Annotated in this window: 24 protein-coding genes and 2 pseudogenes; 17 read left to right on the forward strand and 9 right to left on the reverse strand. The window is 70.4% G+C overall.

The window, feature by feature from the left end:
- The first annotated feature begins 189 nt into the window (after positions 1-189).
- A complete protein-coding gene (locus tag ADL12_RS39425; protein WP_062712283.1) occupies positions 190-3,390 on the forward strand; it encodes a tetratricopeptide repeat protein in 3,201 nt (1,066 codons plus the stop codon).
- 148 nt (positions 3,391-3,538) lie between these two features.
- Here ADL12_RS39425 and ADL12_RS39430 read toward each other — a convergent pair whose 3' ends face one another.
- Together ADL12_RS39430 and mca are read right to left on the reverse strand one after the other, a co-directional pair.
- On the reverse strand, positions 3,539-3,793 hold the full coding sequence (locus tag ADL12_RS39430; RefSeq protein WP_079052518.1) for a hypothetical protein: 255 nt from the start codon (positions 3,791-3,793) through the stop codon (positions 3,539-3,541).
- Positions 3,786-4,646 (reverse strand): mycothiol conjugate amidase Mca, encoded by an 861-nt coding sequence (mca, locus tag ADL12_RS39435; RefSeq protein WP_062712288.1) that lies wholly within the window; start codon positions 4,644-4,646, stop codon positions 3,786-3,788. The genes ADL12_RS39430 and mca overlap by 8 nt, the downstream gene beginning before the upstream one ends.
- A gap of 169 nt (positions 4,647-4,815) precedes the next feature.
- On the opposite strand from mca, the gene ADL12_RS39440 reads away from it, so the two are divergent.
- Complete coding sequence (locus ADL12_RS39440; protein WP_062712291.1) at positions 4,816-5,214, forward strand: DUF4307 domain-containing protein; 399 nt, start codon at positions 4,816-4,818, stop codon at positions 5,212-5,214.
- 222 nt (positions 5,215-5,436) lie between these two features.
- Positions 5,437-5,937, forward strand: coding sequence for a transcription elongation factor GreA (gene greA / locus ADL12_RS39445; protein WP_062712306.1), 501 nt, complete (start codon positions 5,437-5,439; stop codon positions 5,935-5,937).
- A gap of 94 nt (positions 5,938-6,031) precedes the next feature.
- Here the strand turns inward: greA and ADL12_RS39450 are convergent, their stop codons facing one another.
- The 3 genes from ADL12_RS39450 to ilvA form a co-directional block, all read right to left on the reverse strand.
- Positions 6,032-6,886, reverse strand: coding sequence for an ABC transporter permease (locus tag ADL12_RS39450; RefSeq protein WP_062712318.1), 855 nt, complete (start codon positions 6,884-6,886; stop codon positions 6,032-6,034).
- Positions 6,883-7,860: an ATP-binding cassette domain-containing protein gene (locus ADL12_RS39455; protein WP_062712330.1), complete on the reverse strand. Its 978-nt coding sequence runs from the start codon at positions 7,858-7,860 to the stop codon at positions 6,883-6,885. The genes ADL12_RS39450 and ADL12_RS39455 overlap by 4 nt, the downstream gene beginning before the upstream one ends.
- A gap of 188 nt (positions 7,861-8,048) precedes the next feature.
- Positions 8,049-9,278, reverse strand: a complete 1,230-nt coding sequence (gene ilvA, locus ADL12_RS39460) for a threonine ammonia-lyase (RefSeq protein ID WP_062712333.1) — start codon at positions 9,276-9,278, stop codon at positions 8,049-8,051.
- Between the two features lie 163 nt (positions 9,279-9,441).
- On the opposite strand from ilvA, the gene ADL12_RS39465 reads away from it, so the two are divergent.
- The 3 genes from ADL12_RS39465 (at position 9,442) to ADL12_RS57300 (ending at position 10,944) form a co-directional block, all read left to right on the forward strand.
- Positions 9,442-9,948: a MarR family winged helix-turn-helix transcriptional regulator gene (locus tag ADL12_RS39465; protein WP_208614709.1), complete on the forward strand. Its 507-nt coding sequence runs from the start codon at positions 9,442-9,444 to the stop codon at positions 9,946-9,948.
- Positions 9,949-10,186: 238 nt separating this feature from the next.
- Entirely contained in the window at positions 10,187-10,699 is a 513-nt protein-coding gene (locus ADL12_RS39470; protein ID WP_062712336.1) for a sigma factor-like helix-turn-helix DNA-binding protein, read from the forward strand.
- Complete coding sequence (locus ADL12_RS57300; RefSeq protein ID WP_062712337.1) at positions 10,696-10,944, forward strand: hypothetical protein; 249 nt, start codon at positions 10,696-10,698, stop codon at positions 10,942-10,944. Before ADL12_RS39470 ends, ADL12_RS57300 begins: the two co-directional genes overlap by 4 nt.
- A 185-nt stretch (positions 10,945-11,129) precedes the next feature.
- Here the strand turns inward: ADL12_RS57300 and ADL12_RS39480 are convergent, their stop codons facing one another.
- Complete coding sequence (locus ADL12_RS39480) at positions 11,130-12,284, reverse strand: cystathionine gamma-synthase (protein WP_062712339.1); 1,155 nt, start codon at positions 12,282-12,284, stop codon at positions 11,130-11,132.
- A gap of 213 nt (positions 12,285-12,497) precedes the next feature.
- Here ADL12_RS39480 and ADL12_RS39485 point away from each other — a divergent pair, with 213 nt between their 5' ends.
- The 9 genes and pseudogenes from ADL12_RS39485 (at position 12,498) to ADL12_RS39525 (ending at position 20,166) form a co-directional block, all read left to right on the forward strand.
- Positions 12,498-13,616: a hypothetical protein gene (locus ADL12_RS39485; RefSeq protein WP_062712343.1), complete on the forward strand. Its 1,119-nt coding sequence runs from the start codon at positions 12,498-12,500 to the stop codon at positions 13,614-13,616.
- Between the two features lie 115 nt (positions 13,617-13,731).
- Positions 13,732-13,995: a hypothetical protein gene (locus ADL12_RS39490; RefSeq protein WP_159053427.1), complete on the forward strand. Its 264-nt coding sequence runs from the start codon at positions 13,732-13,734 to the stop codon at positions 13,993-13,995.
- 84 nt (positions 13,996-14,079) lie between these two features.
- On the forward strand, positions 14,080-15,189 hold the full coding sequence (locus ADL12_RS39495) for a hypothetical protein (protein WP_062712348.1): 1,110 nt from the start codon (positions 14,080-14,082) through the stop codon (positions 15,187-15,189).
- Positions 15,190-15,324: 135 nt separating this feature from the next.
- Positions 15,325-15,990: a peptide-methionine (S)-S-oxide reductase MsrA gene (msrA, locus tag ADL12_RS39500; protein ID WP_062712351.1), complete on the forward strand. Its 666-nt coding sequence runs from the start codon at positions 15,325-15,327 to the stop codon at positions 15,988-15,990.
- The gene (locus ADL12_RS39505) at positions 15,987-16,589 is read left to right on the forward strand and encodes a DUF3885 domain-containing protein (protein WP_244188219.1); all 603 of its coding nucleotides are present in this window, start codon (positions 15,987-15,989) and stop codon (positions 16,587-16,589) included. Before msrA ends, ADL12_RS39505 begins: the two co-directional genes overlap by 4 nt.
- 137 nt (positions 16,590-16,726) lie before the next feature.
- Entirely contained in the window at positions 16,727-17,143 is a 417-nt protein-coding gene (locus tag ADL12_RS57305) for a hypothetical protein (RefSeq protein ID WP_062712354.1), read from the forward strand.
- Positions 17,144-17,440: 297 nt separating this feature from the next.
- Positions 17,441-18,608, forward strand: a pseudogene (locus ADL12_RS39515) (DUF5933 domain-containing protein).
- A gap of 44 nt (positions 18,609-18,652) precedes the next feature.
- Positions 18,653-19,135, forward strand: coding sequence for an SRPBCC family protein (locus tag ADL12_RS39520; RefSeq protein WP_062712398.1), 483 nt, complete (start codon positions 18,653-18,655; stop codon positions 19,133-19,135).
- Between the two features lie 98 nt (positions 19,136-19,233).
- The gene (locus ADL12_RS39525) at positions 19,234-20,166 is read left to right on the forward strand and encodes a DUF5829 family protein (protein WP_425265201.1); all 933 of its coding nucleotides are present in this window, start codon (positions 19,234-19,236) and stop codon (positions 20,164-20,166) included.
- A gap of 39 nt (positions 20,167-20,205) precedes the next feature.
- Here ADL12_RS39525 and ADL12_RS39530 read toward each other — a convergent pair whose 3' ends face one another.
- A complete protein-coding gene (locus ADL12_RS39530; RefSeq protein ID WP_062712360.1) occupies positions 20,206-21,168 on the reverse strand; it encodes a helix-turn-helix domain-containing protein in 963 nt (320 codons plus the stop codon).
- 186 nt (positions 21,169-21,354) lie between these two features.
- Here ADL12_RS39530 and ADL12_RS39535 point away from each other — a divergent pair, with 186 nt between their 5' ends.
- Complete coding sequence (locus ADL12_RS39535) at positions 21,355-22,395, forward strand: NAD(P)-dependent alcohol dehydrogenase (RefSeq protein WP_062712363.1); 1,041 nt, start codon at positions 21,355-21,357, stop codon at positions 22,393-22,395.
- Between the two features lie 63 nt (positions 22,396-22,458).
- Here the strand turns inward: ADL12_RS39535 and ADL12_RS57310 are convergent.
- A pseudogene (locus ADL12_RS57310) lies at positions 22,459-23,004 on the reverse strand (iron chelate uptake ABC transporter family permease subunit); the annotation flags it as partial.
- A 130-nt stretch (positions 23,005-23,134) separates the two neighbouring features.
- On the opposite strand from ADL12_RS57310, the gene ADL12_RS39545 reads away from it, so the two are divergent.
- Positions 23,135-23,461, forward strand: coding sequence for a VOC family protein (locus ADL12_RS39545; protein WP_244188220.1), 327 nt, complete (start codon positions 23,135-23,137; stop codon positions 23,459-23,461).
- A gap of 3 nt (positions 23,462-23,464) precedes the next feature.
- Here ADL12_RS39545 and ADL12_RS39550 read toward each other — a convergent pair whose 3' ends face one another.
- Entirely contained in the window at positions 23,465-24,235 is a 771-nt protein-coding gene (locus ADL12_RS39550; protein WP_062712401.1) for a group II truncated hemoglobin, read from the reverse strand.
- Positions 24,236-24,302: the final 67 nt, after the last annotated feature.

Raw genomic sequence — 24,302 nt, forward strand, 5'->3', positions numbered from 1 at the left:
TGGAACACGCTCCTCAGCCCAGCGCGTCCAGCCGTGGTCGTATGCGATGCGCTCATTGATCCACGGTGATCTCCGCATCTCTCCCCGCGAGTCGGCCCTCTCCCCACAACGCACCGTCCGCAGCACACTTGACCTACGGAAATCCGGGAAGGGACCGGGAAAGCCGTTGCCGCCGGAGGGGGACGAGACATGCGGGACAGTCATCGGGCGGAAGCCGAGCGGCTGTTGGCCCGGGCCGTGGAGGAGGAAGTGCGGCGCTCGGGCGGGCGCATCGACGGGCAGGTGCTGTTGTCACGGGCGCGCGGGGCGTTGGACGCCATGGCGCAGACGGCGGCCGAGGAGTACGAGGCGTATACGCGCGCGCTGGACGAGGCGGAGGCCGGCCGGCTGACGTTCGGGCAGCGGTTCGCGCGGGAGGGCGGCAGTACGCCGCTGATGGTGGCGGGCGTCGCGGCCCTCGCAGCCGTCGTCACCGACCTGGCGCTCGGCACGGGCACGGGCACCGCGGTGGGCGCGGGCGTGACCGTCGGTGTCGTGGGCGCGGCGGCGACGGTCGTGAAGGTGGCCGGCACGCATCTGCCCGCCGCGCACCACCGCGCGGGCGCCGTCGGCCAGCCCGGCGGCCCGCAGCAGCTGCGGCTGCAGTGGCTGACGGCGCTGGAGGTACGGGGCATCCGTCCCTTCCTCGACCAGCAGCGGGTGCTGAGCGCGTCCACCGGCCCGAAGAAGACGGGGCCGCGGCTCAAGGGCGCGGACAAGAGCGCGGCGGCCCGGGGGCGGAACCTGCTGGAGCAGTCGTTCGGCCAACTTCCGGAGCCGACGGGTCCGTTCGCGGGCCGCAGGCAGGAGATGGCGCGCATCCGGCAGTGGGTGCAGGCGGCACGCGCGAGTACGGAGACCAAGCCGACGGTCGTCGTGCTGCACGGGGCGCCCGGCAGCGGCCGTACGGCATTGGCGGTCCGCGCGGCCCACGACCTGAAGGACCAGTTCCGCGGCGCGTGCGTGGTGGACCTGCGCGGCGACACGGCAGAGGAGCCGCCGCTGTCCACCAGGGACGCGCTGCTGCATCTGCTGAACCGTCTGGGCGCCCCGCGCGAGCAGCTCCTGTTCCGCGAGCGCTCCTCGGCGGACCAGCAGGTCAAGCGGCTGGGCGAGCTCTACCACCAGCACCTCACCGGCCTCCCGGTCACCGTCGTACTGGACGACGCCTCGGACCCGGAGCAGGTCCGCACCCTCGTCCCCGAGCGCTGCGACAGCCTGGTCCTGGTCACCGCCCGCGAGCCCCTCGACCTGCCCGCGGATCTCGCCGCCTGGGTGCACCAGCTGCCGGTTCAGCCGCTGGACGCGGCCGGTGCGGAGGAGCTGCTGACCGCGGCGGCGCAGGATTCCTCGGCTCCCTACGACGCCGAATCCGCCGACCGGATACGGGAGTTGTGCGGCGGGCTGCCGCTGGCGCTGCTCATCGCGGGCTCGTCGCTGGGCCCGCGTTCCCCGCGCACGCTGGCGACGGACCTGGGCGCGTACGGCCCGGTGGAGCCGATCGAGCGGGTGCTGTGGCTGCGCTACACCGACCAGTCGGAGTCGGCGAGGCGTCTGCTGCGCAGGCTCGCGCTGGCGGGCCGGGCATCGCTGGGCGCGGCAGCGGCGGCATCGCTGCTGGCCACGGACGAGGCGGAGGCGACCCGCCACCTGGCGGCCCTGTCCCGGTCGGGCCTGATCGACCACGTCCGCGGCAACCGCTACCGCCTGCACGACCTGGTCCGCGCCTTCGCCCACGCCCGCCTCCTCGACGAGGAGGAGCCGTCGGAGCGTACGGCGGCACAGGAGCGGCTGATCGTGAACTACGCCGACCTCGCCGACTCGGTCCTACGCCTGGTCGACGGCAACATGTCGACCCGCTCGGACCGCTTCAGCCCGCACGGCTTCACCTCGCCGGACGACGCGCTGCGCTGGCTGGACGACGAGTCGAGCTTCATCACGGCGGCGCTGCGGCACGCGGAGGACGTGAACCAGGCGGCGGTCCTGAACCTGCTGGGCGCGCTGTGCGACTACTGCCTGCTGCGCGGCGACCTCTACCGCCTCGGCGAGATCAGCGAGCTGGCGCAGGCCGTGGACCAGGGCCTGCTGGTCCGCTCGGTGCAGTGGCGTACGGGCATCGCGGCCCGCCAGCTCGGCGAACTGGACAAGGCCCGCACGACGCTGACCTCGGTGGTCGACCTCTACATGGAGGCCCAGCACGACGCGGGCGCGGCCCGCGCCCTGTGTTCCCTCGGCATCACGCTGCACCACCAGGGCAACCTCACCGAGGCGGCGACCAAGCTCCGCGAGGCCCTGGACCTGCAGTCGGCCCCAGCCCTGGCGACGGACCGCGCCTGGACCATGCACGCGCTGGCGGCGGTGGAACGGGACCGTGGCCGCGTCTCCGAGGCACTGGGCCTCCTGACCGACTCCCTCGCCCTGCACCGCGCGGGCGAATCGATCCACGGCGAGGCCTGGGCCCACTTCCAGCTCGGCCAGCTGGGCTTGCGCATGGGAGACGTACCGCGTGCGGAGTCGGAGTTGCGGACGGCCCTGGACCTGTACGGCCGCACCCGCGACGCCCGCGGCGAGGCGTGGGCGATGACTCAGCTCGCCCGCGCCCGCCTGGTCGCCGGCGATCCGTCCCCGGCGGTGGACGGCCTGCGCCAGGCGGCCTCCCACCACCGCGACAACGAGGACGCGCGCGGCGAGGCGTGGTCCGTGTACTACCTGGGCCAGGCCCTGGAGGAGACGGGCAACCTGGACCTCGCCGTACGGGAGCTGGAACGTTCACGCACGATGTTCTCCCGCATGCGGGACGTGTACGGCCTGGCCTGCGCCCGGCACCACTCGGCGCGGGTGACGCGGGACCAGCGGGCCGCCCAGACGGGCTCCCTGCGCAACTCCGGTTTCGCCCGCCAGCTCCTGGTCGACGCCCGCGCCGACTTCCACCGCATCGGCGTGGCACACGGCGAGGCGTGGACGTGCCTGGAGCTGGCCGTGGTGGACGCCGGGAACAGCCGTACGCAGCAGGCGCTGACCCTGTGCGACGACGCGGTCGGCCTGTTCGTGTCCTACGGCGACCGCAGGGGCGAGGACTGGGCCCGCTTCCTGCGCGGCACGCTGCTGCCGTATGCGGCGCCGGGGGGTGTCGAGGTCGGGACGGCTGTGGCGCAGGAGGAACTGGCCCAGCTGGGGCGCGACGGGCATGCGCTGCGGGACGGGAAGCTGAGCGACTACGTCGAGGCGTATCTGCTCGTGCTGGAGCGCGGGGTGGACCTGGAGGAGGGGTGGCAGGCCTGGCGGCTCGGCATGGTGCCCAACCGGCATGCGCGGGAGGTCATGGGGGTGGGGGTCGCCGCCGGGGCGTAGGCCTGCGGCCCGTCGGCGGGCGTGGGCCCGCGGACCGTCGGGCCGTACGGTCCGTCACACCCGTCCGTGACGGACCGTGCCGAGGAGACGCGCTCGTGCGAGGCGTGCGGTGGACGCGGCGGGCCGACGCCGGCGCCCCCCCTCCCTGTCAGCTCTGGCGCGGCTTCGCCGTGCCGGAGGGCGCGGCGTCCCCGGCGTCCGCCTTCGGGTCCGGGGCCTCTTTGAAGTCGACCTTGCTCATGTGGCGGTTCATGGACTTCATCAGACCCCACACCGCCAAGGCCATCACCGCGAAGACGATGAAGCCGAGGACACCGGGGGTGACCTTGTCCTCGTCCACCTCCTTGGCGAGGGTGGCGAGCTGTGTCATTGCCAGGCTTGCGCTTGCGCTCATGTCAGGCATTGTCGCGGATGCCCGCAAAGAGGTCGTCCTCGGGGAGGGAGGTATCGACGAGGGACTTCGCCAGCTCGTACTCCTCCGTCGGCCAGACCTCCCTCTGGAGCTCGAGCGGAACCCGGAACCAGCCGCCGTCGGGGTCGATCTGCGTGGCGTGCGCGATCAGGGCCTTGTCACGGATCTCGTAGAAGTCGCCGCACGGGACGTGCGTGGTGAGCGTGCGCTGCTTCATACCGAACTCGTCCCAGCGCTTGAGCCAGTCGCCGTAGGGGGACTCCATGCCGCGGTCGAGCATGGCCTGGTGCAGCGCCTCGGTGCGGGGGCGGTTGAAGCCCTGGTTGTAGTAGAGCTTCCGCGGCTGGTACGCGGGCCCGAACTCCGACTCCGGGTACTTCTCGGTGTCCGCCGCGCCCTCGAACGCCACCATCGAGATCTTGTGGGTCATGATGTGGTCGGGGTGCGGGTAGCCGCCGTTCTCGTCATAGGTGGTGATCACCTGGGGACGGAACGAGCGGATCTGCTTCACCAGCTCACCGGCGGCCTTGTCGACGTCCTCCAGGGCGAAGCAGCCCTCGGGGAGCGGGGGCAGCGGGTCGCCCTCGGGCAGCCCGGAGTCGACGAAGCCCAGCCACTCCTGCTTGACCCCGAGGATCTCGCGGGCCTCGTCCATCTCCTTCTTGCGCACCTCGTGGATGTGCTCCTCGATGTACTTGTCACCCTGCAGCTTGGGATTGAGGATGGAGCCGCGCTCCCCACCCGTGCAGGTCACGACCAGCACGTCCACCCCCTCGGACACGTACTTCGCCATGGTGGCCGCGCCCTTGCTCGACTCGTCGTCGGGGTGGGCGTGGACGGCCATCAGTCGCAACTGGTCAGTCAAGACTCAATCCTCATAAGTCGGCGCCCCGGAGTGAACCGGTGCGATCGGCGGCTTCTATAGTGACCGAATCGGGGGGCGGATAATTCCGGGGTACGGCCCGCAGGCCCCTTTTCGGGAGATCCGTCCCGCCCCTGCCGAGAGGACGATCATGAGTACGGCGAGCACGCGGCTGCCCGAGGGCCGCTACGGCCGCTCCTCGGACGCGCGCTCCGACCGCACGCTCAAGGTCGTCGGCACCGCCCTCGGAGTGGCACTGCTGGCACTGGTCGGCTACTTCGGCTACCACTACGTCGGCCAGAACAAGATCAGCGCCGAGGTGATCGAGTTCGACATCGGCAAGGACGCGGTGAAGGTCCACCTCGAGGTCCGCAAGGACGCCGGCGCCTCCGGCTACTGCACGCTGCGCTCCCAGGCGGAGAGCGGCGCCGAGGTCGGCCGGGCCGACTTCCGCTTCGACGGCGACGCCACCCGGATCGACAAGGTCGTCACGCTCCGTACGACGTCCCAGGGGACGACCGCCGAGCTGCTCGGCTGCCACGCCGGCTGACCCGCCACCCGGCCCATCGACCGGAACCGACCGACCCTGGTCGACACCGACCGGCTTCGTCCGGAATCCATAGGCGCTGACCTGCGTTGACGCGATTCTGATGGCTTATGTCCTCCCCCTTCGGGCATTGAATTGTTAGGCTCGTGGTTTCGCCCATCCGTGAAGGAACATTCTTCTGGGTAGGGCGATGCTTTGTATTCCCAGTACCTACGAGGAGCACCTGTGACCCAGACCAGCGAGAACGTCACCTGGCTGACCCAGGAGGCGTACAACCAGCTCAGGGCCGAGCTGGAGTACCTGTCTGGTCCTGCGCGCACGGACATCGCCGCCAAGATCGCGGCCGCGCGCGAGGAGGGCGACCTGCGTGAAAACGGCGGGTACCACGCGGCCAAGGAAGAGCAGGGCAAGCAGGAGCTCCGTGTGCGCCAGCTGACCCAGCTCCTGGAGAACGCCAAGGTCGGCGAAGCGCCGGCTTCGGCGGACGGTGCGGTGGCGCCCGGCATGGTCGTGACGATCGCCTTCGACGGTGACGAGGACGACACGATGACCTTCCTGCTCGCCTCCCGCGAGTACGCGAGCTCCGACATCGAGACGTACTCCCCGCAGTCCCCGCTGGGTTCCGGCGTGATCGGCCACAAGGTCGGCGAGGACGCGGAGTACGAGCTGCCGAACGGCAAGAAGGCCTCGGTGAAGATCCTGAAGGCCGAGCCCTACAGCGGCTGACCCGGACCGTGCGGCGGTCGCCCCCGCCCGGCATGTCCCTGACGAGCCCCCGGCGCCCATGTGGAGCCGGGGGTTTCGTCACATCTGGGCCTCCTCACGCCGTCGCCGAGCGGTACTTGCGTACCGCGAGGGTGCGGAACACCACGATGATCAGGGCCGAGTAGATCAACGAGGCCCAGACCGGGTGCTGCATGGGCCAGGCGTCCGAGGGTGAGACCCCCGGATTGGCGAAGAGCTCGCGGCAGGCCTGGACCGTGGCGCTGAAGGGGTTCCAGTCGGCGACGTGACGCAGCCACGGGGTCATATGGCTGGTGTCCACGAACGCGTTCGAGATGAAGGTGACCGGGAAGAGCCAGATCAGCCCGCTGGACGTGGCCGCCTCGGGGGTACGCACGGACATGCCGATCAGGGCGCCGATCCAGGTGAACGCGTACCCGAGCAGGAGCAGCAGCCCGAAGGCCGCCAGCACCCTGCCCGCGTCGGTGCTTCCGTCCGACCCGACGCGCCAGCCGACCAGCAGGGCCACCACCGCCAGGACGACCAGGGTCAGGGCGGTCTGGACGAGGTCGGCGAAGGTACGCCCGGTGAGCACCGCGCCCCTGGCCATGGGCAGGGAGCGGAAGCGGTCGATGAGCCCCTTGTGCATGTCGTCGGCGATGCCCGCGCCGGAGCTGGCGGTGGCGAAGGTGACGGTCTGCGCGAAGATGCCCGCCATCAGGAAGTTCTTGTAGTCGACGGCGCTGGTGCTGCTCCCGATCTGCATGGAGCCGCCGAAGACGTAGGTGAACAGCACCACGAACATGATGGGCTGAATGAGACCATAAATGATCATCTCTGGAATTCGGGACATTCGAATCAAATTGCGCTTTGCGACGACCATCGAGTCCCGGACGGACTGACTGACCGGGTTCGTGGCCGGCGCGACCCGCACGGCGTCGAGAGCACTCACTTGACGGCCTCCTTACCGTTCTCCTCGTCCTTCACCTCGGCGACGTGTCCCGTCAGGGACAGGAACACGTCGTCGAGGGTCGGGCGGCGCAGCCCGATGTCGTCGATCTCGATGCCGCGGGTGTCGAGTTCGCGGATGACCTCGGCGAGAAGCTTGGCGCCTCCGGTCACGGGCACGGTGAGCTTGCGCATGTGGTCCTCGACCGTGGTGCCGCCCTTGCCGAAGCCGCGCAGGACCTCGGAGGCGGTCGGGATGTCCTCGCGCTCGTGCACCACGACCTCGACGCGCTCACCGCCGGTGCGTGCCTTGAGCTGGTCGGAGGTGCCCGTGGCGATGACGTGGCCGTGGTCGACCACCGCGATCTCGTGCGCGAGGTGATCGGCCTCTTCGAGGTACTGGGTGGTCAGCAGCAGCGTCGTACCGCCCGAGACCAGCCGCTTTATGACCTCCCACAGCAGCTGACGGTTGCGCGGGTCGAGGCCGGTCGTCGGCTCGTCCATGAACATCACGGGCGGTGAGACGACGAGGGCGGCCGCGAGGTCGAGGCGGCGGCGCATGCCGCCGGAGTAGGTCTTCGTGGGACGGTCGGCGGCGTCGGCGAGATCGAACTGTTCCAGCAGTTCGACCGCGCGGGCCTTCGCCGCCTTCGCCTTCATCTGGTAGAGCTGGCCGACCATCTGCAGGTTCTCGCGGCCGGTGAGGTACTCGTCGACCGCCGCGAACTGGCCGGACAGGCCGATGGAGCGGCGCACGGCGTCGGGATGCTTGAGGACGTCGATGCCCGCTACGACCGCCGAGCCGCTGTCGGGGCGCAACAGGGTGGTCAGACAGCGGACGGCCGTCGTCTTGCCCGCGCCGTTCGGCCCGAGCAGGCCGAGGACCGTGCCCTCGGGGACATCGAGGTCGACGCCGTCCAGAGCCCTTACGTCACCGAAGGTCTTCACCAGGCCTTCGGCATAGATGGCGCCTGGCATATGAATCTCCACGTCGTCGGGGAAACTTCGGAAAGCCTAGGTTGGTTTGCACTTTTCGTTCCGCGCCATCACTCAGCGCTGCGGCGAGGATACGAGACACACCATAACGCGATGTATCGCGTCCCTCAACGGATTTACCCGAATGAGCGACAAAGAGCCTCCGACCTGGGCTTTCGCCCGCCCGCGCCTCAGCCGATGACCGTGTAGCCCGCCTCGCGCAGGGCCTGGCCGACCTCGACGCAGTGCGCAGTGCCCTTCGTCTCCAGGTGCAGCTCGACCTCCGCCTCCGTGAGCCCGAGCCGTGGGTCGGTCCGTACGTGGCTCACATCGAGGACGTTAGCGTCCACCACTGACAACACCCCGAGAAGCGTGGCGAGCGCGCCCGGCCGGTCCGTCAGCCGCAGCCGTACGGCCAGGTAACGGCCCTGCGCGGCCATGCCGTGCCGCAGGACGCGCTGCAGCAGCAGCGGGTCGACGTTGCCGCCGGACAGCACCGCGACGACCGGGCCCTCGAAGGCGCCGGGGTCGCTCAGCAGTGCCGCGACGGGGCTCGCCCCGGCCGGTTCGACGACCAGCTTGGCCCGCTCCAGGCACAGCAACAGGGCGGTGGCCAGCTCGTCCTCGGTGACCGTGCGGACCTCGTCCACCAGGTCGCCGATGATCCGGAACGGCACGTCACCGGGCCGTCCGACCTTGATGCCGTCGGCCATCGTCGCCGGGTTGTCGACCGCGACCGGGCGCCCGGCCGCCAGCGAGGGAGGGTACGCCGCCGCGCCCGCCGCCTGTACGCCCACGATCCGCACGTCGGGCCGCAGCGCCTTCACCGCCGTCGCGATGCCCGCCGCGAGCCCTCCGCCGCCGATGCCGACGACGATCGTCCGCACCTCCGGGCACTGTTCGAGGATCTCCAGGCCGACCGTGCCCTGGCCCGCGATGATGTCGGCGTGGTCGAAGGGGTGAATGAACACCGCGCCCGTCTCGGCCGCGTACTCCTGCGCGGCGGCCAGCGTCTCGTCGACCACCTGTCCGTGCAGGCGCACCTCGGCGCCGTAGTCCCGGGTGGCGCTGATCTTCGGCAGCGGGGCGCCCTTCGGCATGAACACCGTGGAGCCCACGCCGAGCAGCGACGACGCCAGGGCGACGCCCTGCGCGTGGTTGCCGGCGCTGGCGGCCACGACCCCCGCCGCCCGCTCCTCCGGGAGCAGCCCGGCGATCCGGACGTAGGCGCCGCGCAGCTTGAACGATCCGGTCCGCTGGAGGTTCTCGCACTTGAAGTGCACCGGCGCGCCCACCAGCTGGGACAGGTGCCTGCTGCCCTCCATCGCCGTCACCCGCGCCACGCCCGTCAGCATCTTCTGGGCGCCGCGTACGTCGTCGAGCGTGACGGGAGGCAAGGAGTCAGCCGTGCTGTAGCTCATGACTCAAGTCTCGCAGTTCACAGGCGGGGCGCCCTGGTGTGACCAAGCACCGAGATGTGTTTGCGCAGCGCCGGTACAGCCCGCGTCCGGGCCGCGTACCCTGTCCCCCAACCCAGCACCCCCTTCATGAAGTGAGCCCCCGGCCATGCCCACAACACCTGAAATGTCGATGGACATGACGACCGTCGCTGACAGCGGTCTCCTCGACACGCTGCAGCACGAGGTGGCGGTGTTCGCCCGTCGTGCCGAACAGACCCGGCTCGGTGGGGTCGGGCAGGTGCGCAACTCCATGGACCGCGCCGCATACCTGCTGCTCAACCGCCTCGACAAGGAAGGCCCCATGGGCGTCAAGGCGCTCGCCGCGAGCATGGGGATCGACTCGTCGACGGTCACCCGGCAGGTCGCGCCGCTCGTGGACACGGGGCTCGTCAAGCGCACCTCGCACCCCGAGGACGGGCGGGCGGTGGTGCTCCAGCTGTCCCCGCGCGGGCAGTCGCGGCTGGAGGAAGTGCGTTCGTCGCGGCGTCAGTTGATGGCCGAGCTGACACACGACTGGGCCCCGGAGGAGCGCGAGGCGTTCTGCACGCTCCTCACCCGCTTCAACACCGCGCTCTCCTCTCGGATGGCGGCGCAGGGGATCTCGGGCGCGGAGTCGCCTGCGGCGTCCTGAGAGGCAGTTCGGCGGGGCGGGCGCTCGCCCAGTGCGCGCCGGATCCGGTCTCGCCCCCGCCGCCCCATCCCGATACGGGCACGGGTACGCGCGCGTGCTCATGTGATCGGCCGGCTCCCGGCTCTTGACCCTGCGCCGCCGCTGGCCTCATATGAAACCGGGTCCTCTTCCCGTGCGCCCGACGTGTCGCGCGTGTGGCCGGGGCCCGGTTCCTCGGGGCGTTCAGGCAGGAGGGGCGGTGGGACGACGGCGTGCGGCCCAGGACGCCCGCCGGGCCCGGGAGTTCGAGGCGTTCGTCGCGGGCGCGGCAGGGCGGCTGCTGCATGCCGCGACGCTGCTCACCGCGGAGCCCCCGGACGACAATCCGCGCGCGCGGCGCCTGCTGACGCTGTCCCTCGCGCACACGTACGCGTGCTGGGACCGGCTGCGCGGCGAGGACCCGTACGACCGCGCCCGCCAGTATCTGGCCACCCGCTTCTCCCGCGCCGCCTGGCATCAGTACGGCGGCCTGGGCGCCCTCGGCCGGTCCCGCCCGCACCCCGACAGCCCGCTCGCCCGGCTCTCCCCGCAGGAACGCCTGATCCTGGTCCTGCGGCTGTATGAGGGTGTCGCCGAGGAACAGGCGGCGGCCCTGCTCGGCCTGCCCAGGGAGCGTGTCCACGCGATCTGCGACCGGGCGACGGCGACCCTGCTGCATCCGCAGCGGGGGCCCGCACCGCGCGTGCTCGGAGCGAAGGTGGCGTCGCCGTGAATCGAAGCCAACGTGAGGCGGCCGCACGGCAGATCATGGAGCGCACGCCGCCGCCGGTGCCGCCGGAGCTGTACGCGGAGGTCGTGCGGCGCGGTGGCCGCATATTGCGCCGCAGGACGGCCGCCGTACGCCTGATGTGGCTGCTGCTGTTCGCCGCGACGGTGGCATTCGTGGTGTGGGCGCTGATGGCCCGGCCGTGGGTGGAGCCGCCGTCGGAGACGACTCCACCGCTGACGGGCTGGTGAACCCTTCCTGCAGGCCCCTGGACCAGGGCCTGTCCGGCGGATCATGCCGGCGTCGCGGTGCCCGGCACGCACTCCCCCAGAGGGGGGACCCCCAGCCGCGTTGTCGTCGGTCGCCGACGCTCCGCGTCGACTCCCTCCTCCGCCTTGCAGCTGCACGCACCAGACACCGCTCCGCCGGACAGGCCCTAGCCGAGCGCCTGCTGGAGGTCCTCCAGGAGGTCGTCGACGTTCTCGATGCCCACCGAGAGGCGGACGAGGTCGGCGGGGACCTCCAGGGCCGAGCCGGCCGCGGAGGCGTGGGTCATCCGGCCGGGGTGCTCGATGAGGGACTCCACGCCGCCCAGGGACTCGCCGAGCGTGAACACCTTGGCACGGTTGCAGACCTCGACGGCCGCCTCCTCGCCGCCGGCGACCTGGAAGGAGACCATGCCGCCGAACGCCCGCATCTGCTTCGCGGCGACCTCGTGACCGGGGTGCTCGGGCAGGCCCGGGTACAGAACGTTCGTCACGCGCGCGTGCCGGGTGAGCATGTCGGCGATCTTCGTGGCGTTCTCGCTGTGCCGGTCCATGCGCACCGACAGCGTCTTGGTGCCGCGCAGCACCAGCCAGGAGTCGAAGGGCCCGGCGACCGCGCCCATCGCGTTCTGGTGGAAGGCCAGTTCGTCGCCCAGGTCCGGGTCGCTGACGATCAGCGCGCCGCCGACGACGTCCGAGTGGCCGCCCATGTACTTGGTCAGGGAGTGCACCACGACGTCGGCGCCGAGGGACAGCGGCTGCTGGAGGTACGGCGTGGCGAAGGTGTTGTCGACGACGAGCTTCGCGCCCGCGTCCCGGGCGATCTGGGCGACGGCGGCGATGTCGGTGATGCCGAGCAGCGGATTGGACGGGGTCTCCACCCAGACGACCTTCGTCTTCGGGGTGATGGCGGCCCGTACGGCGGACGGATCGCTGGTGTCGGCGACCGACCATTCCACGCCCCACCGGGCGACGACCTTCGCGAAGAGGCGGAACGTGCCGCCGTACGCGTCGTTGGGGATGACCACGTGGTCGCCGGGGCTGAGCAGCGTACGCAACAGGCAGTCCTCGGCCGCCAGTCCGGACGCGAACGCGAGACCCCGGCGGCCGCCCTCCAGGGCGGCGAGGTTCTCCTCCAGTGCGGTCCTGGTCGGGTTGGCGCTACGGCTGTACTCGTAGCCGCCGCGCAGGCCGCCCACGCCGTCCTGCTTGTAGGTCGAGACCTGGTAGATCGGCGGGACGACGGCGCCGGTCAGGGGATCGGCGGTGTTGCCCGCGTGGATGGCCAGGGTCTCGAAGTGCTGACTGATGTGCCTGTCACTCATGGGCACCGAGCGTAATGCGCGAACCGGGCGGGTGACTCCGTCGGCTGGGCCGGACCACCATGCGCGGCGGATTTTGGGCCCTCCGCGAAACGCCGGACAGGCAGTTCCCCGGCCGAGCCCACAGCCCCACCGGCCCGATCCCCACAGAACCCTTTCTCCACAGGTCCCCGACCTCGTTGGCCATATGTCGGCGGCGTCTGGAACGCTGGAGGCATGGAGATTCTCTGGGTCCTGATCGCGCTCGTCATGATCGGCTTTGTGCTGGTGCCGTTCATGAGGCGTCGGCGGGGCATGATCGAGCAGGTCCCGCCGGGCCACCCGGACGCCGCGGACCCGGCGAACTACGGCTTCGTACGGCAGGAGGAGCTGGACGTCCGCATGCCCGGCCCCGACCAGGACCTGCTGGACGTCCTGGACCTGGTGCAGCGCACCCAGGACTACCGCGCGGCCTCGCAGCTGCTGGCCGGCACGGAGGCGGAGGGCGAGGTGCGCTGGCAGCGGGTGCAGGCCTTCGCCGGCGCCGCGTCGCTGGAGCTGCAGCAGCGGCCGGGCGGGGTCAGCGAGGCGCCGGGCGGGCAGTGGCTGCGCGTGTGGCGGGCCGAGCAGCCCAAGGACGCGGGCGGGGCGGCCGTACACGCGGAGTTCCTGGTGCAGCAGGCGTGGCGCACGGCGACGCCGGGCACGGACGAGTTCCGGATCATCATGGAGGAGGCGAAGTCGGCGTGCGGCGACGCGGCGCTGCTCGCCCCCGGTGACCCGATCCCGTACATCATCGAGCTGTCGGTCGCGCGCGGACTCGCCTACTCCCAGCCGGAGTTCGAGCAGCTCTGGCTGAAGATCCTGGACCGCGCCCCGGCCCACATGGGCGCGCACCTGGCGGCCCTGCACTACTGGTGCGAGAAGTGGCACGGCTCGCGCAAGCTGGCGTACGACTTCGCGGAAGCGGCCGCGGCCCGCGCCCCCCAGGGCTCCCTGCTAGCCGCCATGCCGCTTTTCGCGGTCTTCGAGCATCTGCCCGAGGTGAACCTGGTCAGCGGCTTCTATCAGAGCGAGGTCGTGACGAAGGCGATCCACGGCGCGCTGTACGCGGTGCACGCGGCCCGCCCCGACGACCCGATGCTGGCGCACGTACGCCATCTGCTGGTCTTCTTCCTGGTCCGCGGCGAGCGCTGGGCGGAGGCCATGAACCAGCTGATAGCGGTCGACGGCCACGTCGGCGCCCTCCCCTGGACCCTCTCCGCCGACCCCGCCGCGGAGTTCGCGGTCTACCGCGCGCTGGCGGTGGCGGGCTACGAGGCGAACGGCGGCAGCCCGGCGACGCTGCCGCACTGAGCGGCCTCACGGGTACCGTCACAACCCCGGCATTGCTGCGCTGACCTGCGGTAGTGCATACTCCGCTTCCCCCCACAAGTTCGTCATGTCCATTTCTCGTGGGGGTTTGCCCATCATGGGGACAACTCTGCGCGCGGTGCGCGCTCTTGACCTGCTCGCCGGGTTCCATCTGCCCAAGTCGAAGGAGGCGCAGGCCGCCACGGGCCGCGCCGCCCGCGAGTGCGCACGCCCCCAGGTGCGCGCCCGGCACTCCCGCATGGCCGTCGCCGGGCTCGCCCGCCTCGGCCGGGCCCACTGGGAGCTGTCCTTGACGGACGCGGCGGTGGCGGACGTACCGGACACGCGGGATCCTCACCGACTGCTGGCGCAGACGGACTGACCCGACATCCGGCGCGGACCCTCACCCCGTCCCCGCTCCCCCCGTCCCCGCTCCCCCGTCACCGCTCAAGGACGTCAGACACCCATGGCTCGCCTGATCCCGCTGATCATCCTCCTTTTCATGATCTATTCCTGGTACCGCAAGCGCCAGAAGACGGCCCCGAAGGGGACCATGCACCATCGCGGCATGGCGAAGGCCGCCGCCAAGCTGGGCTTCCTGCCCGCCGAGCAGCTGGACACCGACCATGGCTACGCTCCCGACCCACGGACCACGGCCGCGAAGGAAGCTGTGCGGGCCGGGGACTGGAAGGCCGGAGCGGAGTTCCTGGCCGAGGCGGGGCGGGACTGGCAGGAGCGGGACCGGCGTTCCGGTGCACTGGCGCGGGAGGCCGTCAAGGACGATGCCTGGCTGCTGGCCTGGAAGTCCGAGCGGCCAAAGGACGCCGACGCGGCTCTCGTGTTCGCCCAGTCGCTGATCTACCTCGCCTGGGAGATACGGGGCGCGGCGTACGCCAAGTACACGACGCAGGAACAGGCCGCGGGCTTCCACCGCGTCCTGGGCCAGGCCCGGGAGGCATGCGCGCACGCGCAGGCCCTCGCGGGCGACGATCCGTGCCCGTTCATCGTGGAGATCCCGCTGGCGAAGGGCCTCGGCCATTCGCACCAGAAGTTCGAGGAGCTCTGGGCCGAGATCGTCAGGCGCGACCCGCACCACCTGGCAGCGCACTCCTCCGCCCTCCAGTACTGGTGCGCGAAGTGGCGTGGCTCGCACGAGCTGGCGGAGAGTTTCGCCCGGGCCGCCGCCGAGAAGGGGCAGCCGGGCCAGTTGCTGAGCGTGCTGCCGCTGGAGGCGTACGTCGAGTATGAGATGGCGCACGACGACCTGGAGCAGGACGAGTTCTACAAGCGCCCGGTCGTCGTCGCGGCGGTCGACGCCGCCCTGGTCGACGTGGCGGCCGCGAGCGCCGCGAACCCTGACGACCGGCGGCTCCCGCAGGTCCGCCACCTGCTGGCCAGCCTGCTGTTCTGGCAGGACCGGTACGAGGCCGCGGTGGAGCAGTTCCGGCTGATCGACGGATACATCGACGCCCTGCCGTGGTGGTACGCGGGCGGCCGGAACAGGATGATCAAGGCATACGTGCGGCAGCGGGACTACAGCGCGGCGCAGGTGGTGAGGGGGCGGGGCGGAATCTGAGAACACGCCCGTACGTTGAAGGGGGTACCGCCCGGTGGGGAGGTACCCCTGCCGACGTACCGCAGCCGTGGCCCCGGCCCGCGGGGTCCGAGAGACCCCGTGAGACCCGTGAGTCCCGCGAGGAAGGAACCCCTCATGCTCTTCGGCCGTACGCCCGTCCTGCCCACCCCCGAGCAGGCGCTGCAGGGCCGCCCCGAGCCGGCCTTCACGGTCCCCGACCGCCACACGGTCCTCGGCAACCCTCTGCTCGGCCCTTACCCCGAGGGCCTCGAGATCGCCGACTTCGGTCTGGGCTGCTTCTGGGGTGCCGAGCGCAAGTTCTGGCAGCTTCCGGCGGGCGTGTGGACGACCCTGGTCGGCTACCAGGGCGGCCACACCGAGAACCCCACGTACGAGGAGGTGTGCTCGGGCCTGACCGGCCACACGGAGGTCGTCCGCGTCGTCTTCGACCCGAGCGTGATCTCGTACGAACGCCTCCTGAAGACCTTCTGGGAGGCCCACGACCCCACCCAGGGCTTCCGCCAGGGCAACGACGTCGGCACCCAGTACCGCTCCGCGATCTACACCCACACCCCGGAACAGGCCAAGACGGCCGAGGCCTCCCGCGAGTCCTACCAGAAGGTCCTGACGGGCTCGGGCTACGGCACGATCACGACGGAGGTCCTGTCGGCGGAGGGTCGGGCGTTCTATCCGGCGGAGGGGTATCACCAGCAGTACCTGGACAAGAACCCGGCCGGTTACTGCGGGATCGGTGGCACCGGGGTCTCCTGCCCGATCGGCGTGGCCAAGGCCGACGGGTGAGCACTGGCGTCACACCGACGCTGCTCGCAGCTCTGTGGCGGGCCCGACAGCCGTCGGGCCCGCCCATCGCCCACACATTCCGCAGTACGTACGCGGACCGCTGGGTGCGCTTCCACAGCCTCCCCGGCTCGAAGCGCTACCCGGAGTCCCCGGGCGAGTACGCAACTGCGCTGGAGCGGTACAACACGATCCTCGACGAGCTGTTCGCCGGCACAGAGGTTTTCGTGGTGACGGCGGACTGGTCGGACACACCGGACGGCCCCGCGTACCACCCGGAACCGCGCCAGGCGCTGCACGCCGACGGCGTCCGCTGGTGGAACGAGCCGGACGAGGACGAGGACGACCCACACGCGGAGTTCCACACCCACACACGTCTCTACGCCGACCGACGGCCGTGGCGACACGGCTGCGCCGACGAGCTCCTGCGCGCCGTCGCGGACGACAGGCTTGCCGAGGTTTTCGTCACCGACACCGACCTTCGACGTATCCACCACCCCTACGACGGGGGCGCAGACGTCATCCTCGCGACGCCGGCCGAACGGGACCAACTACGCGACCGGCACGCGGACTGGCTCTCCACCCACCCGACCGGCCTCTGACGAGCGGCAACGGCTGCAATCGGCGGCACGGTCGGGGTAAGCCGGGTGCCCCGGGTGTCAGCCTTCCTTGAGCCCACTTTCGGTCGAACCACTCTTCCGGGGCATGATTCGCGGAACCTGTCGCCACGATTACAGGCATGGCGACTTCGGGGGCAAGGAGCAGTCGACTCGGTGGACTGGGCCAGTGGTGGGGCATCATCGCCGCCGCTGTTCTCATCGCCGCCTGGATCAACAGAGCCGCGGGGCCAGTGGTCGTCGCAGCCATGTCGGCACTGGTGCTGATCTGGTGCTTCTTCCAGGCACCCGTTACATGCGGGGCCCCAGTGAGGGGCAGGGTGGACGGTTGCCGGAACAACGCAACCGGTCTTCTCATGGGCTGCCACATCCGCCAACATCGCTGGCAGAAGCTGAAGATGCTGCTCCTTCGACGCCAAGTACGCGAGTTTTGCTCCGGCCTCTTCTCGGACGCGAAAGCCACCCTCGTCACACTGGCCGCAGTCGGCAGTTTCCTCTCCGGACTCGTGGCCTTCATCCCCGGCGTCGCTCTCGGCTGACTTCCTGGACTCTGGTGGCATCCCAGTGGAACTGAGCGCCGCGTCGCGGCCGCAGGGGCAATGGCATCTCCATTCATGGCCGCAGTTTGAGTCCCGTCCAAGGTATCGGCACGGGAATTCCACTCGGATAACATGATCGAACTCATGTCGATCGCCCCAATCGCCCATCCCGGACCGGAAAACAATGCCATTCACCGCGATAAGCAACCTATTTAGCCAATACATATCAAATCGACCAAACCACCACAATTGATACCTATATCACCGCGGGCATCCTCCCGAACAAGACGCAGAAACATCCTGTGGGCCACGGCAGGCGTGACAGCCCTCGGATTCCTCATCGCGCTGGAGATCGCCGCGCGCCGATACGGCCTACCGGGGCCGATCGCCAGCCAGGCACGAGAGGTGATATTCGCCCCCAAATCGGGGTTTCTGCTGTACGCCAGTATGGCGTTGATGATGGTGGTGCTCACCTGGCGGCAACGGTTCATCGCGGTGGGTGCCGCGATCGGCATCGACGTCGTCCTCGTGTTGGTGCGGTGGGCGTTCGACGTCAGGACCACTGACGGCCACCCCTTCGGCAACGGCGCGCTGTGGGTGATTCTGGGCTGTGCGGTCATCGCCGTCACGCGCCGCACCGGCCGGGAACGCGTCCTGCTGCTGAAGGGCGCCGCGCTGGGCCTGCTGCTGGTGGCCGGCCGCAAGACGGGCGACACCTGGCTGCTCATCACGTCCAAGACCCGCCCGGCGGTGCTCGACCAGTACGTGGCAACCGCCGATCACGAACGTGGCGGTCGAGCGCCGCTTCCCGAGCCATCACCTGGTGCGCACCTTTCTGCTGATCGGCCTGCTCGGGCCGGGCATCTACATGATCTTTCCGGTGGTCGGACCGGTCTTCGCCTACGGCACCGGCGCCTTCGGCACCGGCGGCGGGCACTGGGCGCTGGCCAACCTGTGGCCGGACGTGCCGCCACCGCTCACCACCCCGCACGCGATGCCGTACGACCAGATCACCCCGCGCAACTGCATGCCCAGCCTGCACACCGCGTGGGCCACCGCGATCTTCATTCATTCCCGCAAGGGCCCGCGGATTCTGCGCTTCGCAGGCACCTTCTGGCTGATTGCCACGCTCGGCGCGACGCTGGGATTCGGCTACCACTACGGCGTGGATCTCATTGCCGGTGTGGTGTTCGTGCTCACGATCGAGGCGGCTCTGCGCTCGCACGACCGTGGCTGGGACCGGTCAGGGATACAGCTGGTCGCTTACGGCGTGACGGTCTTCGCCGCGCTCTTGGTGTCGTATCGCTATCTGCCGGTGGAAATGGCCGCACATCCGTGGGTGTTCGGACCGCTTCTCATTCTGGCGATGATCTCCGTGATCTACGGTTACGCGCGGACCACCACTCTGTGGGAGCTGAAGGCCGCACCGGCGCCGCAGCCGAAACCGCAACCCGAACTGGTGTGAATCAACTTGTGCGAGTGTCGGACCCTGCTGCTTTCATGGGTGACATGGGTGGCACGGGTGGCACGAGAGGCAGAAGCGTCGTCGTGGAGCGGCGCATCGCCGCAAGTCAGGGGCGCGTGTGGGAGTCCCTGACCGACCTGAGGGGCATGGCGCACGTGCTCAGCGGTGTCACGCACGTCGATGTCCTCACGGAGGGGGTCTTCGACGTCGGTACCCGGTGGCGGGAGACCCGGCGCATGTTCGGCAAGGAAGCCACCGAGGAGATGTGGGTGACCGCCTGCGAACCGCCCGAACGCTATGTGGTGGAGGCCGAGTCGCACGGCACCCACTACGTCTCGGAATGGCTGCTGCGGCCGGACGGCCCGTCGGCGACGACGGTCCGGATGACGTTCACGGCCGCGGCCTCCGGCGGCGTCACGCGCCTGCTCGCCGGGATTCTGGGTGCCGTGGGCGCACGGGCGGTGAGCAAGGCGGTCGCGAAGGACCTGGACGACATCGCTTCGGCGGTCGAGGGCGGCAGCCGCTGAACCTCGCCCACCCCACCCCATCGCCTCACCTGCCCCGAAGCCGCCCGATTTTCGAAAACATCTGCGAATCGGGCGGACGCAGGCCTACGCTCCTCCCCATGCCGCTTCGCCGAGCGTTACAGGTGCTTTTGGCCCTCGTCGTAGTCCTGACCGGTGCGGTCGGGACCGGTACGGGGACGGCGCTGGCCGAGGAGGGCCCGGCGCAGACCGATCGACAGCTGCTGTTCTACAACCACGCCTACGGAGTGCTCGACCGGGAGACCGCCGACGCCATCGAACACTCCGCGTATCTCCGGGAGTTCGCGAACTTCCAGGTCCGCACCACGACCGGGGCCGGCGGACAGACCTGGACCGGCCGCTATCTGATGGGCCGGGAGACGTATCTCGAACTGTTCGGGGTGGGTGATCTGCCCGGCGAGGACGGCACACTCGGCGCAGCCGGGATGGGCGTCTCGACCGAGCGGGCCGGTGATCTGGGCGCGGTGATCGCGCGACTGCGGGAGCAGGGGATCGCCGAGCCGATCGAGTTCCGTCAGACACGTGACTTCGGTGACGGCGTGCCGGTGCCGTGGTTCGACGCCGTGTTCACCACCGATCAGTACGACGCTTTCGGCCCCTGGGCAATGGAGTACCGCCCGGAGTACTTCGCCGATCCGCGGAGCAACACCGAGCCGGCCGCTCATCCCGCGGACGTGGGCCGGGAGCGCTATCTGCCCGACGGCTACCGCGACCACCTGATGCGTGACGTGGCCTCCGTGCGCATCGCGGTGACCGAAGGCGACCTGGCCGACACGGTGCCGTTGCTGCGGGCCGGCGGGTTCAGCGTCCGGGATGTGCCGGGCGGTGGGGTCGTGGCGCGGGGCGGCGGGACGACGATCCGCCTCGACGCGGTCGCACGCGACCAAGCGGGCCTGCGTCAGGTCGAGTTCTCGCTCAACGAGGCGGTGCCGTACCGGCACGAGGAACGGATCGGCCGGTCGACCCTCACGGTCGGGCCCGGCGCCCGCGCCGTGTGGAGGTTCGGCACCTGACGGGGCTCGGGACAGGGCGGGACGGGGCCCGGACGCCGCTCACACCGACGGCGCCGACGTCCCCGTACCCGTCGTACCCGACGTACCCGCCCCCGCCTTCGTCGCGTCGGTGCCCCAGCTCGCCAGCAACCGCAACGCCTCCGCCGACGGCGACCCCGGTTCCGCGTGGTAGGTGATCAGGGTCTGTTCCGAGCCGTCGGACAGACGGAACGACTCGAAGTTCAAGGCCAGCTCGCCCACCAGCGGATGCCGGATGTGCTTGACGCCGTAGTTCCTCTCCTTGACGTCATGCGTGGCCCACAGCTGCCGGAACTCCTCGCTCTTGACGGAGAGTTCGCCGACCAGGGCGGCCAGAAGCGGGTCGTCCGAGTGGCAGCCCGCGTCCATGCGGAGGTAGCTGACCATGTCGTACGCCTTCTGGTCCCACTCCACGAACAGGTCGCGGTACTCGGGCCGCAGGAACACCAGCCGCGCCCAGTTCCGCTCCTGCGCCGGCAGCTCCGACCAGTCGCCGAAGACCGCCGCCGCCATCCGGTTCCAGGCGAGGATGTCCGAGCGCCGCCCCGCGATGTACGCGGGCACGCCGTCGATGGAGTCCAGCAGCTGCCGCAGCGCCGGACGCACCTGCTCCGTCCGCGCGACCTGCTTCTTCTTGTGCTGCTTGGGCTTCGCGAGGTGCGTGAGGTGCGCGTGCTCGGCGTCGCTCAGCCGCAGCGCCCGCGCGATCGCGTCGAGGACCTCCGCCGAGACGTTGCGCCCGTTGCCCTGCTCCAGGCGTGTGTAGTACGCCACGGACACCCCGGCCAGCTGTGCCAGCTCCTCGCGCCGCAGCCCCGGCACCCGGCGGTGCCGCCCGAAGTCCGGCAACCCGACGTCCTCCGGCTTCAGCCGGGCACGCCGGGTGCGCAGAAACTCGCTGAGCTCGGCGCGCCGGTCCAGGCCGGCACCGGGGTCGGTGCCCCTGTCAGCAGCGGGTCCCGTGGATTCGGGCATGTCGTCCATACCTCAAGTATTCCCGGTCCTACGCACATGAGCCTGACCCCGCCGGTGGTAGGACCGGCGGACGTACGTACAACCGAGGTCTGGGTGGATCCGATGTCATCCAGCAGGCTGGATGACGTGCCCGGACGGAAAGCAGCAAGTCAGAAGGCAGCCGGGCGCGCAATCCCCTCTAGGAGAACCCCCGGCATGACCACCGTTGCCGCATACGCAGTCCCCGCCGCCAAGGCTCCGCTGGAGCGCACCACCATCGAGCGCCGTGAGGTCGGCGAGTTCGACGTCCTGATCGACATCAAGTTCGCCGGTATCTGCCACTCCGACATCCACCAGGCCCACGAGGGCTGGGGCGAGGCGATCTTCCCGATGGTCCCCGGCCACGAGATCGCGGGCATCGTCTCCGAGGTCGGCTCCGGGGTCACCAAGTACCAGGTCGGCGACCGTGTGGGCGTCGGCTGTCTGGTCGACTCCTGCCGCGAGTGCGACAACTGCAAGGCCGGCCTGGAGCAGCACTGCACCGGTGGCGGGGTCGGCACGTACAACGCCATCGGCAAGGACGGCGAGCCCACCTACGGCGGCTACTCGGAGAAGGTCGTCGTCGACGAGAACTTCGTCGTCCGCATCCCCGACGGCCTGTCCCTGGACGTCGCCGCGCCGCTGCTGTGCGCGGGCATCACCACGTACTCGCCGCTCAAGCAGTGGGGTGCGGGGCCGGGCAAGAAGGTCGCCGTGATCGGCCTGGGCGGCCTCGGCCATATGGGCGTCAAGATCGCGGACGCGCTCGGTGCGGAGGTGACGGTTCTGTCGCAGTCGCTGCGCAAGAAGGACGACGGCCTGAAGCTGGGCGCCGACCACTACTACGCGACCAGTGACCCGAAGACGTTCGAGGAGCTCGCCGGCTCCTTCGACCTGATCCTCTCCACGGTGTCGGCGCCGCTGGACTTCGGCGCCTACCTCAGCCTGCTCAGGACGGGCGGCGCCCTGGTGAACGTGGGTGCCCCGGAGGAGCCCATCGCCCTGAACCTGTTCTCGCTCATCGGCGGCAACAAGACCCTCGCCGGCTCGATGATCGGCGGCATCGCCGAGACCCAGGAGATGCTGGACTTCTGCGCCGAGCACGGTTTGGGCGCCGAGATCGAGCTGATCGACGCGGACCAGATCAACGAGGCGTACGAGCGGGTGCTCAACAGCGATGTGCGCTACCGCTTCGTGATCGACACGGCGACGATCTGACGCCGATAGCCGATACGCCGGCCGTATGACCGAGGGCCCCGGAGCCGCACCGCTCCGGGGCGCTCAGCGTGTCGTCGTACGACGCCCCGGCAGCCACAGCAGATACGGCCCGCCGACCAGCGCGGTGAGTTGAAGAGCGGGAGTTGGGGCGTACGCGTGAGGCGTGGGGCGAGCTGCGGCGCGGTCAGCGCCACGAACCCGATCGGCCCCGCCGCACCGGTCGCCGTGGCGGCGAGGACGACGCCGGGGACGGTGAGCCCGAGCCGCGTCCGGTCGACCCGTACGCTGAGCGCGCCGACCTGCCAGAACCGGAACTGGTCGAGCGTGGCGGAGCCCGAGGTCAGGACGACGGTCGTGGCCCCGGCCGTCATCGCCGACAGCGCGGTCCCCGCCGACGCCGGCGAAGGCGTACCGGACGTGGCCACCGAAGCCGTCTGCGAGACCGAGCGCGACGGCCAGTACGACCCCCGCCGCGGCCCCCTGGCTCAGCCCGAGGATGCCGGGATCGGCGAGCGGGTTGCGGGTGACGGCCTGCAGCGCGGCACCGGCCATGCCGAGCGCTGCACCGGACGCCGGCCCCACCTCGGTGCGCGGCAGCCGCAGCGGCCGCGACGGCCACCGCGAGGGCGGCCGCCGGAAAGGCCGGACGGGAACTCATCGTCGTCGTACGCGACTCACGACGCACACGGCTGCCTTGCCGACGTGCTCGGCGAGCTGTCGTACGACCAGACGCGCGGCCGTGGGACCGGCGTTGCTGGAGCAGCTCCCCCCGGACGGCAGCGGCGGCCACTTCGCGCCCGTCCGCGTCAACGACCAGCTCACGCTGGACTTCATGACGGTCGGGGCGACCGGGGCGGCCGAGGGGACCGAGGGGCACCATCTCGCCTTCGACGTCGATCCCGAGACCTTCGACGCGATCCTCGGGCGGCTGCACACCCTCGGCGTCCCCTACGGCAACGACCCCTCCGCCCCGGACAACGGCCGCGTCGATCACCCCCTGTGCGCCCGGGGGCTGTACTTCGCCGACGAGACGGGCAACCTCTACGAGGTCATGTCGCCGCGCTGAGCGTCACCCCCGATACGGCGGCGCGGCCCCCCAGTTCCACCTCGGCACCGGCTGCTCCGCCGGCACCGCCGCGTCCGGGCCCGAGAAGTACACCGCCAGCCGCGTCCCCCACTCCACGTACGCCAGGAACGCCGAACGGAACTCCGCGTCCGTCGGCAGACCCGCCTCGTCGGCCGCGTCCTGGATGAGGTTGACCCAGCGGCGGCGCTGGGGCTCCGTGATCCCCCGGCCCATGTGCTTGGCGACCATGTGACCGTGGCCGCCCTGGGTCTCGGAGTAGGCGGGTGGGCCACCGAAGACCTCGCCGAGCCAGAGCGCCACATGTTCCGCATGGGCCGGGTCCAGGCCCGCGAACAGCGGGGCCAGGACGTCGTCCTTGAGGACCATGTCGTAGAAGACCGACGTCAGTCGGGCGAAGGCCTCCGCGCCGCCCGCCCAGGCGTACAGCGTCGGCACCGACGCGCCCGTGCCGCGGACCGCCGTCGGCTTGTAGTGGCGCATCTCCTCGATGGACGAGATGTACGGGCGGATCTCGGCGAGGAAGTCGGGGAACAGCTCCGACTTGCGAAAGCCCTCCAGGTGGTCCGCCGTCGAGGTCCAGGTGATGCGCAGGACGTAGTGCTCGAAGTCCTCCTCACAGCGGGCGAGTTCGTAGTCGACGCAGTGCGGGGACGCGGTCAGCTGGGCCGCGGCGCGGGTGTAGGCGGCCAGGAACTCGGCCGATTGCTGCTCGGGAATGCGGTACCGGATGTATTCCACCGTGTGAGCCGTCATGCCCTCACCGAAACACGAACCGCCCACCGGAAGCTGCACTTCCGGCGGGCGGTTCGCTCATGGCTCA

Origin of the sequence: Streptomyces regalis (assembly GCF_001509475.1) — a bacterium.
Classification (GTDB): Bacteria; Actinomycetota; Actinomycetes; order Streptomycetales; family Streptomycetaceae; genus Streptomyces; species Streptomyces regalis.

Bases quoted from the DNA above. Each gene is read 5' to 3' on its own strand.
- ADL12_RS39535 (WP_062712363.1), top strand. From the start codon at position 21,355: ATGACCACCGTTGCCGCATACGCAGTCCCCGCCGCCAAGGCTCCGCTG.
- ADL12_RS39455 (WP_062712330.1), bottom strand. From the start codon at position 7,860: ATGCCAGGCGCCATCTATGCCGAAGGCCTGGTGAAGACCTTCGGTGAC.
- ADL12_RS39550 (WP_062712401.1), bottom strand. From the start codon at position 24,235: ATGACGGCTCACACGGTGGAATACATCCGGTACCGCATTCCCGAGCAG.
- mca (WP_062712288.1), bottom strand. From the start codon at position 4,646: ATGGCCGTCCACGCCCACCCCGACGACGAGTCGAGCAAGGGCGCGGCC.
- ADL12_RS39490 (WP_159053427.1), top strand. From the start codon at position 13,732: ATGGGGACAACTCTGCGCGCGGTGCGCGCTCTTGACCTGCTCGCCGGG.
- ADL12_RS39525 (WP_425265201.1), top strand. From the start codon at position 19,234: ATGCCGCTTCGCCGAGCGTTACAGGTGCTTTTGGCCCTCGTCGTAGTC.
- ADL12_RS39485 (WP_062712343.1), top strand. From the start codon at position 12,498: ATGGAGATTCTCTGGGTCCTGATCGCGCTCGTCATGATCGGCTTTGTG.
- ADL12_RS39495 (WP_062712348.1), top strand. From the start codon at position 14,080: ATGGCTCGCCTGATCCCGCTGATCATCCTCCTTTTCATGATCTATTCC.
- ADL12_RS39425 (WP_062712283.1), top strand. From the start codon at position 190: ATGCGGGACAGTCATCGGGCGGAAGCCGAGCGGCTGTTGGCCCGGGCC.
- ADL12_RS39430 (WP_079052518.1), bottom strand. From the start codon at position 3,793: ATGCCTGACATGAGCGCAAGCGCAAGCCTGGCAATGACACAGCTCGCC.
- ADL12_RS39530 (WP_062712360.1), bottom strand. From the start codon at position 21,168: ATGGACGACATGCCCGAATCCACGGGACCCGCTGCTGACAGGGGCACC.
- ADL12_RS39465 (WP_208614709.1), top strand. From the start codon at position 9,442: ATGTCGATGGACATGACGACCGTCGCTGACAGCGGTCTCCTCGACACG.
- ADL12_RS39440 (WP_062712291.1), top strand. From the start codon at position 4,816: ATGAGTACGGCGAGCACGCGGCTGCCCGAGGGCCGCTACGGCCGCTCC.
- msrA (WP_062712351.1), top strand. From the start codon at position 15,325: ATGCTCTTCGGCCGTACGCCCGTCCTGCCCACCCCCGAGCAGGCGCTG.
- ADL12_RS39520 (WP_062712398.1), top strand. From the start codon at position 18,653: ATGGGTGGCACGGGTGGCACGAGAGGCAGAAGCGTCGTCGTGGAGCGG.
- ADL12_RS39480 (WP_062712339.1), bottom strand. From the start codon at position 12,284: ATGAGTGACAGGCACATCAGTCAGCACTTCGAGACCCTGGCCATCCAC.
- ADL12_RS57305 (WP_062712354.1), top strand. From the start codon at position 16,727: ATGGCGACTTCGGGGGCAAGGAGCAGTCGACTCGGTGGACTGGGCCAG.
- ilvA (WP_062712333.1), bottom strand. From the start codon at position 9,278: ATGAGCTACAGCACGGCTGACTCCTTGCCTCCCGTCACGCTCGACGAC.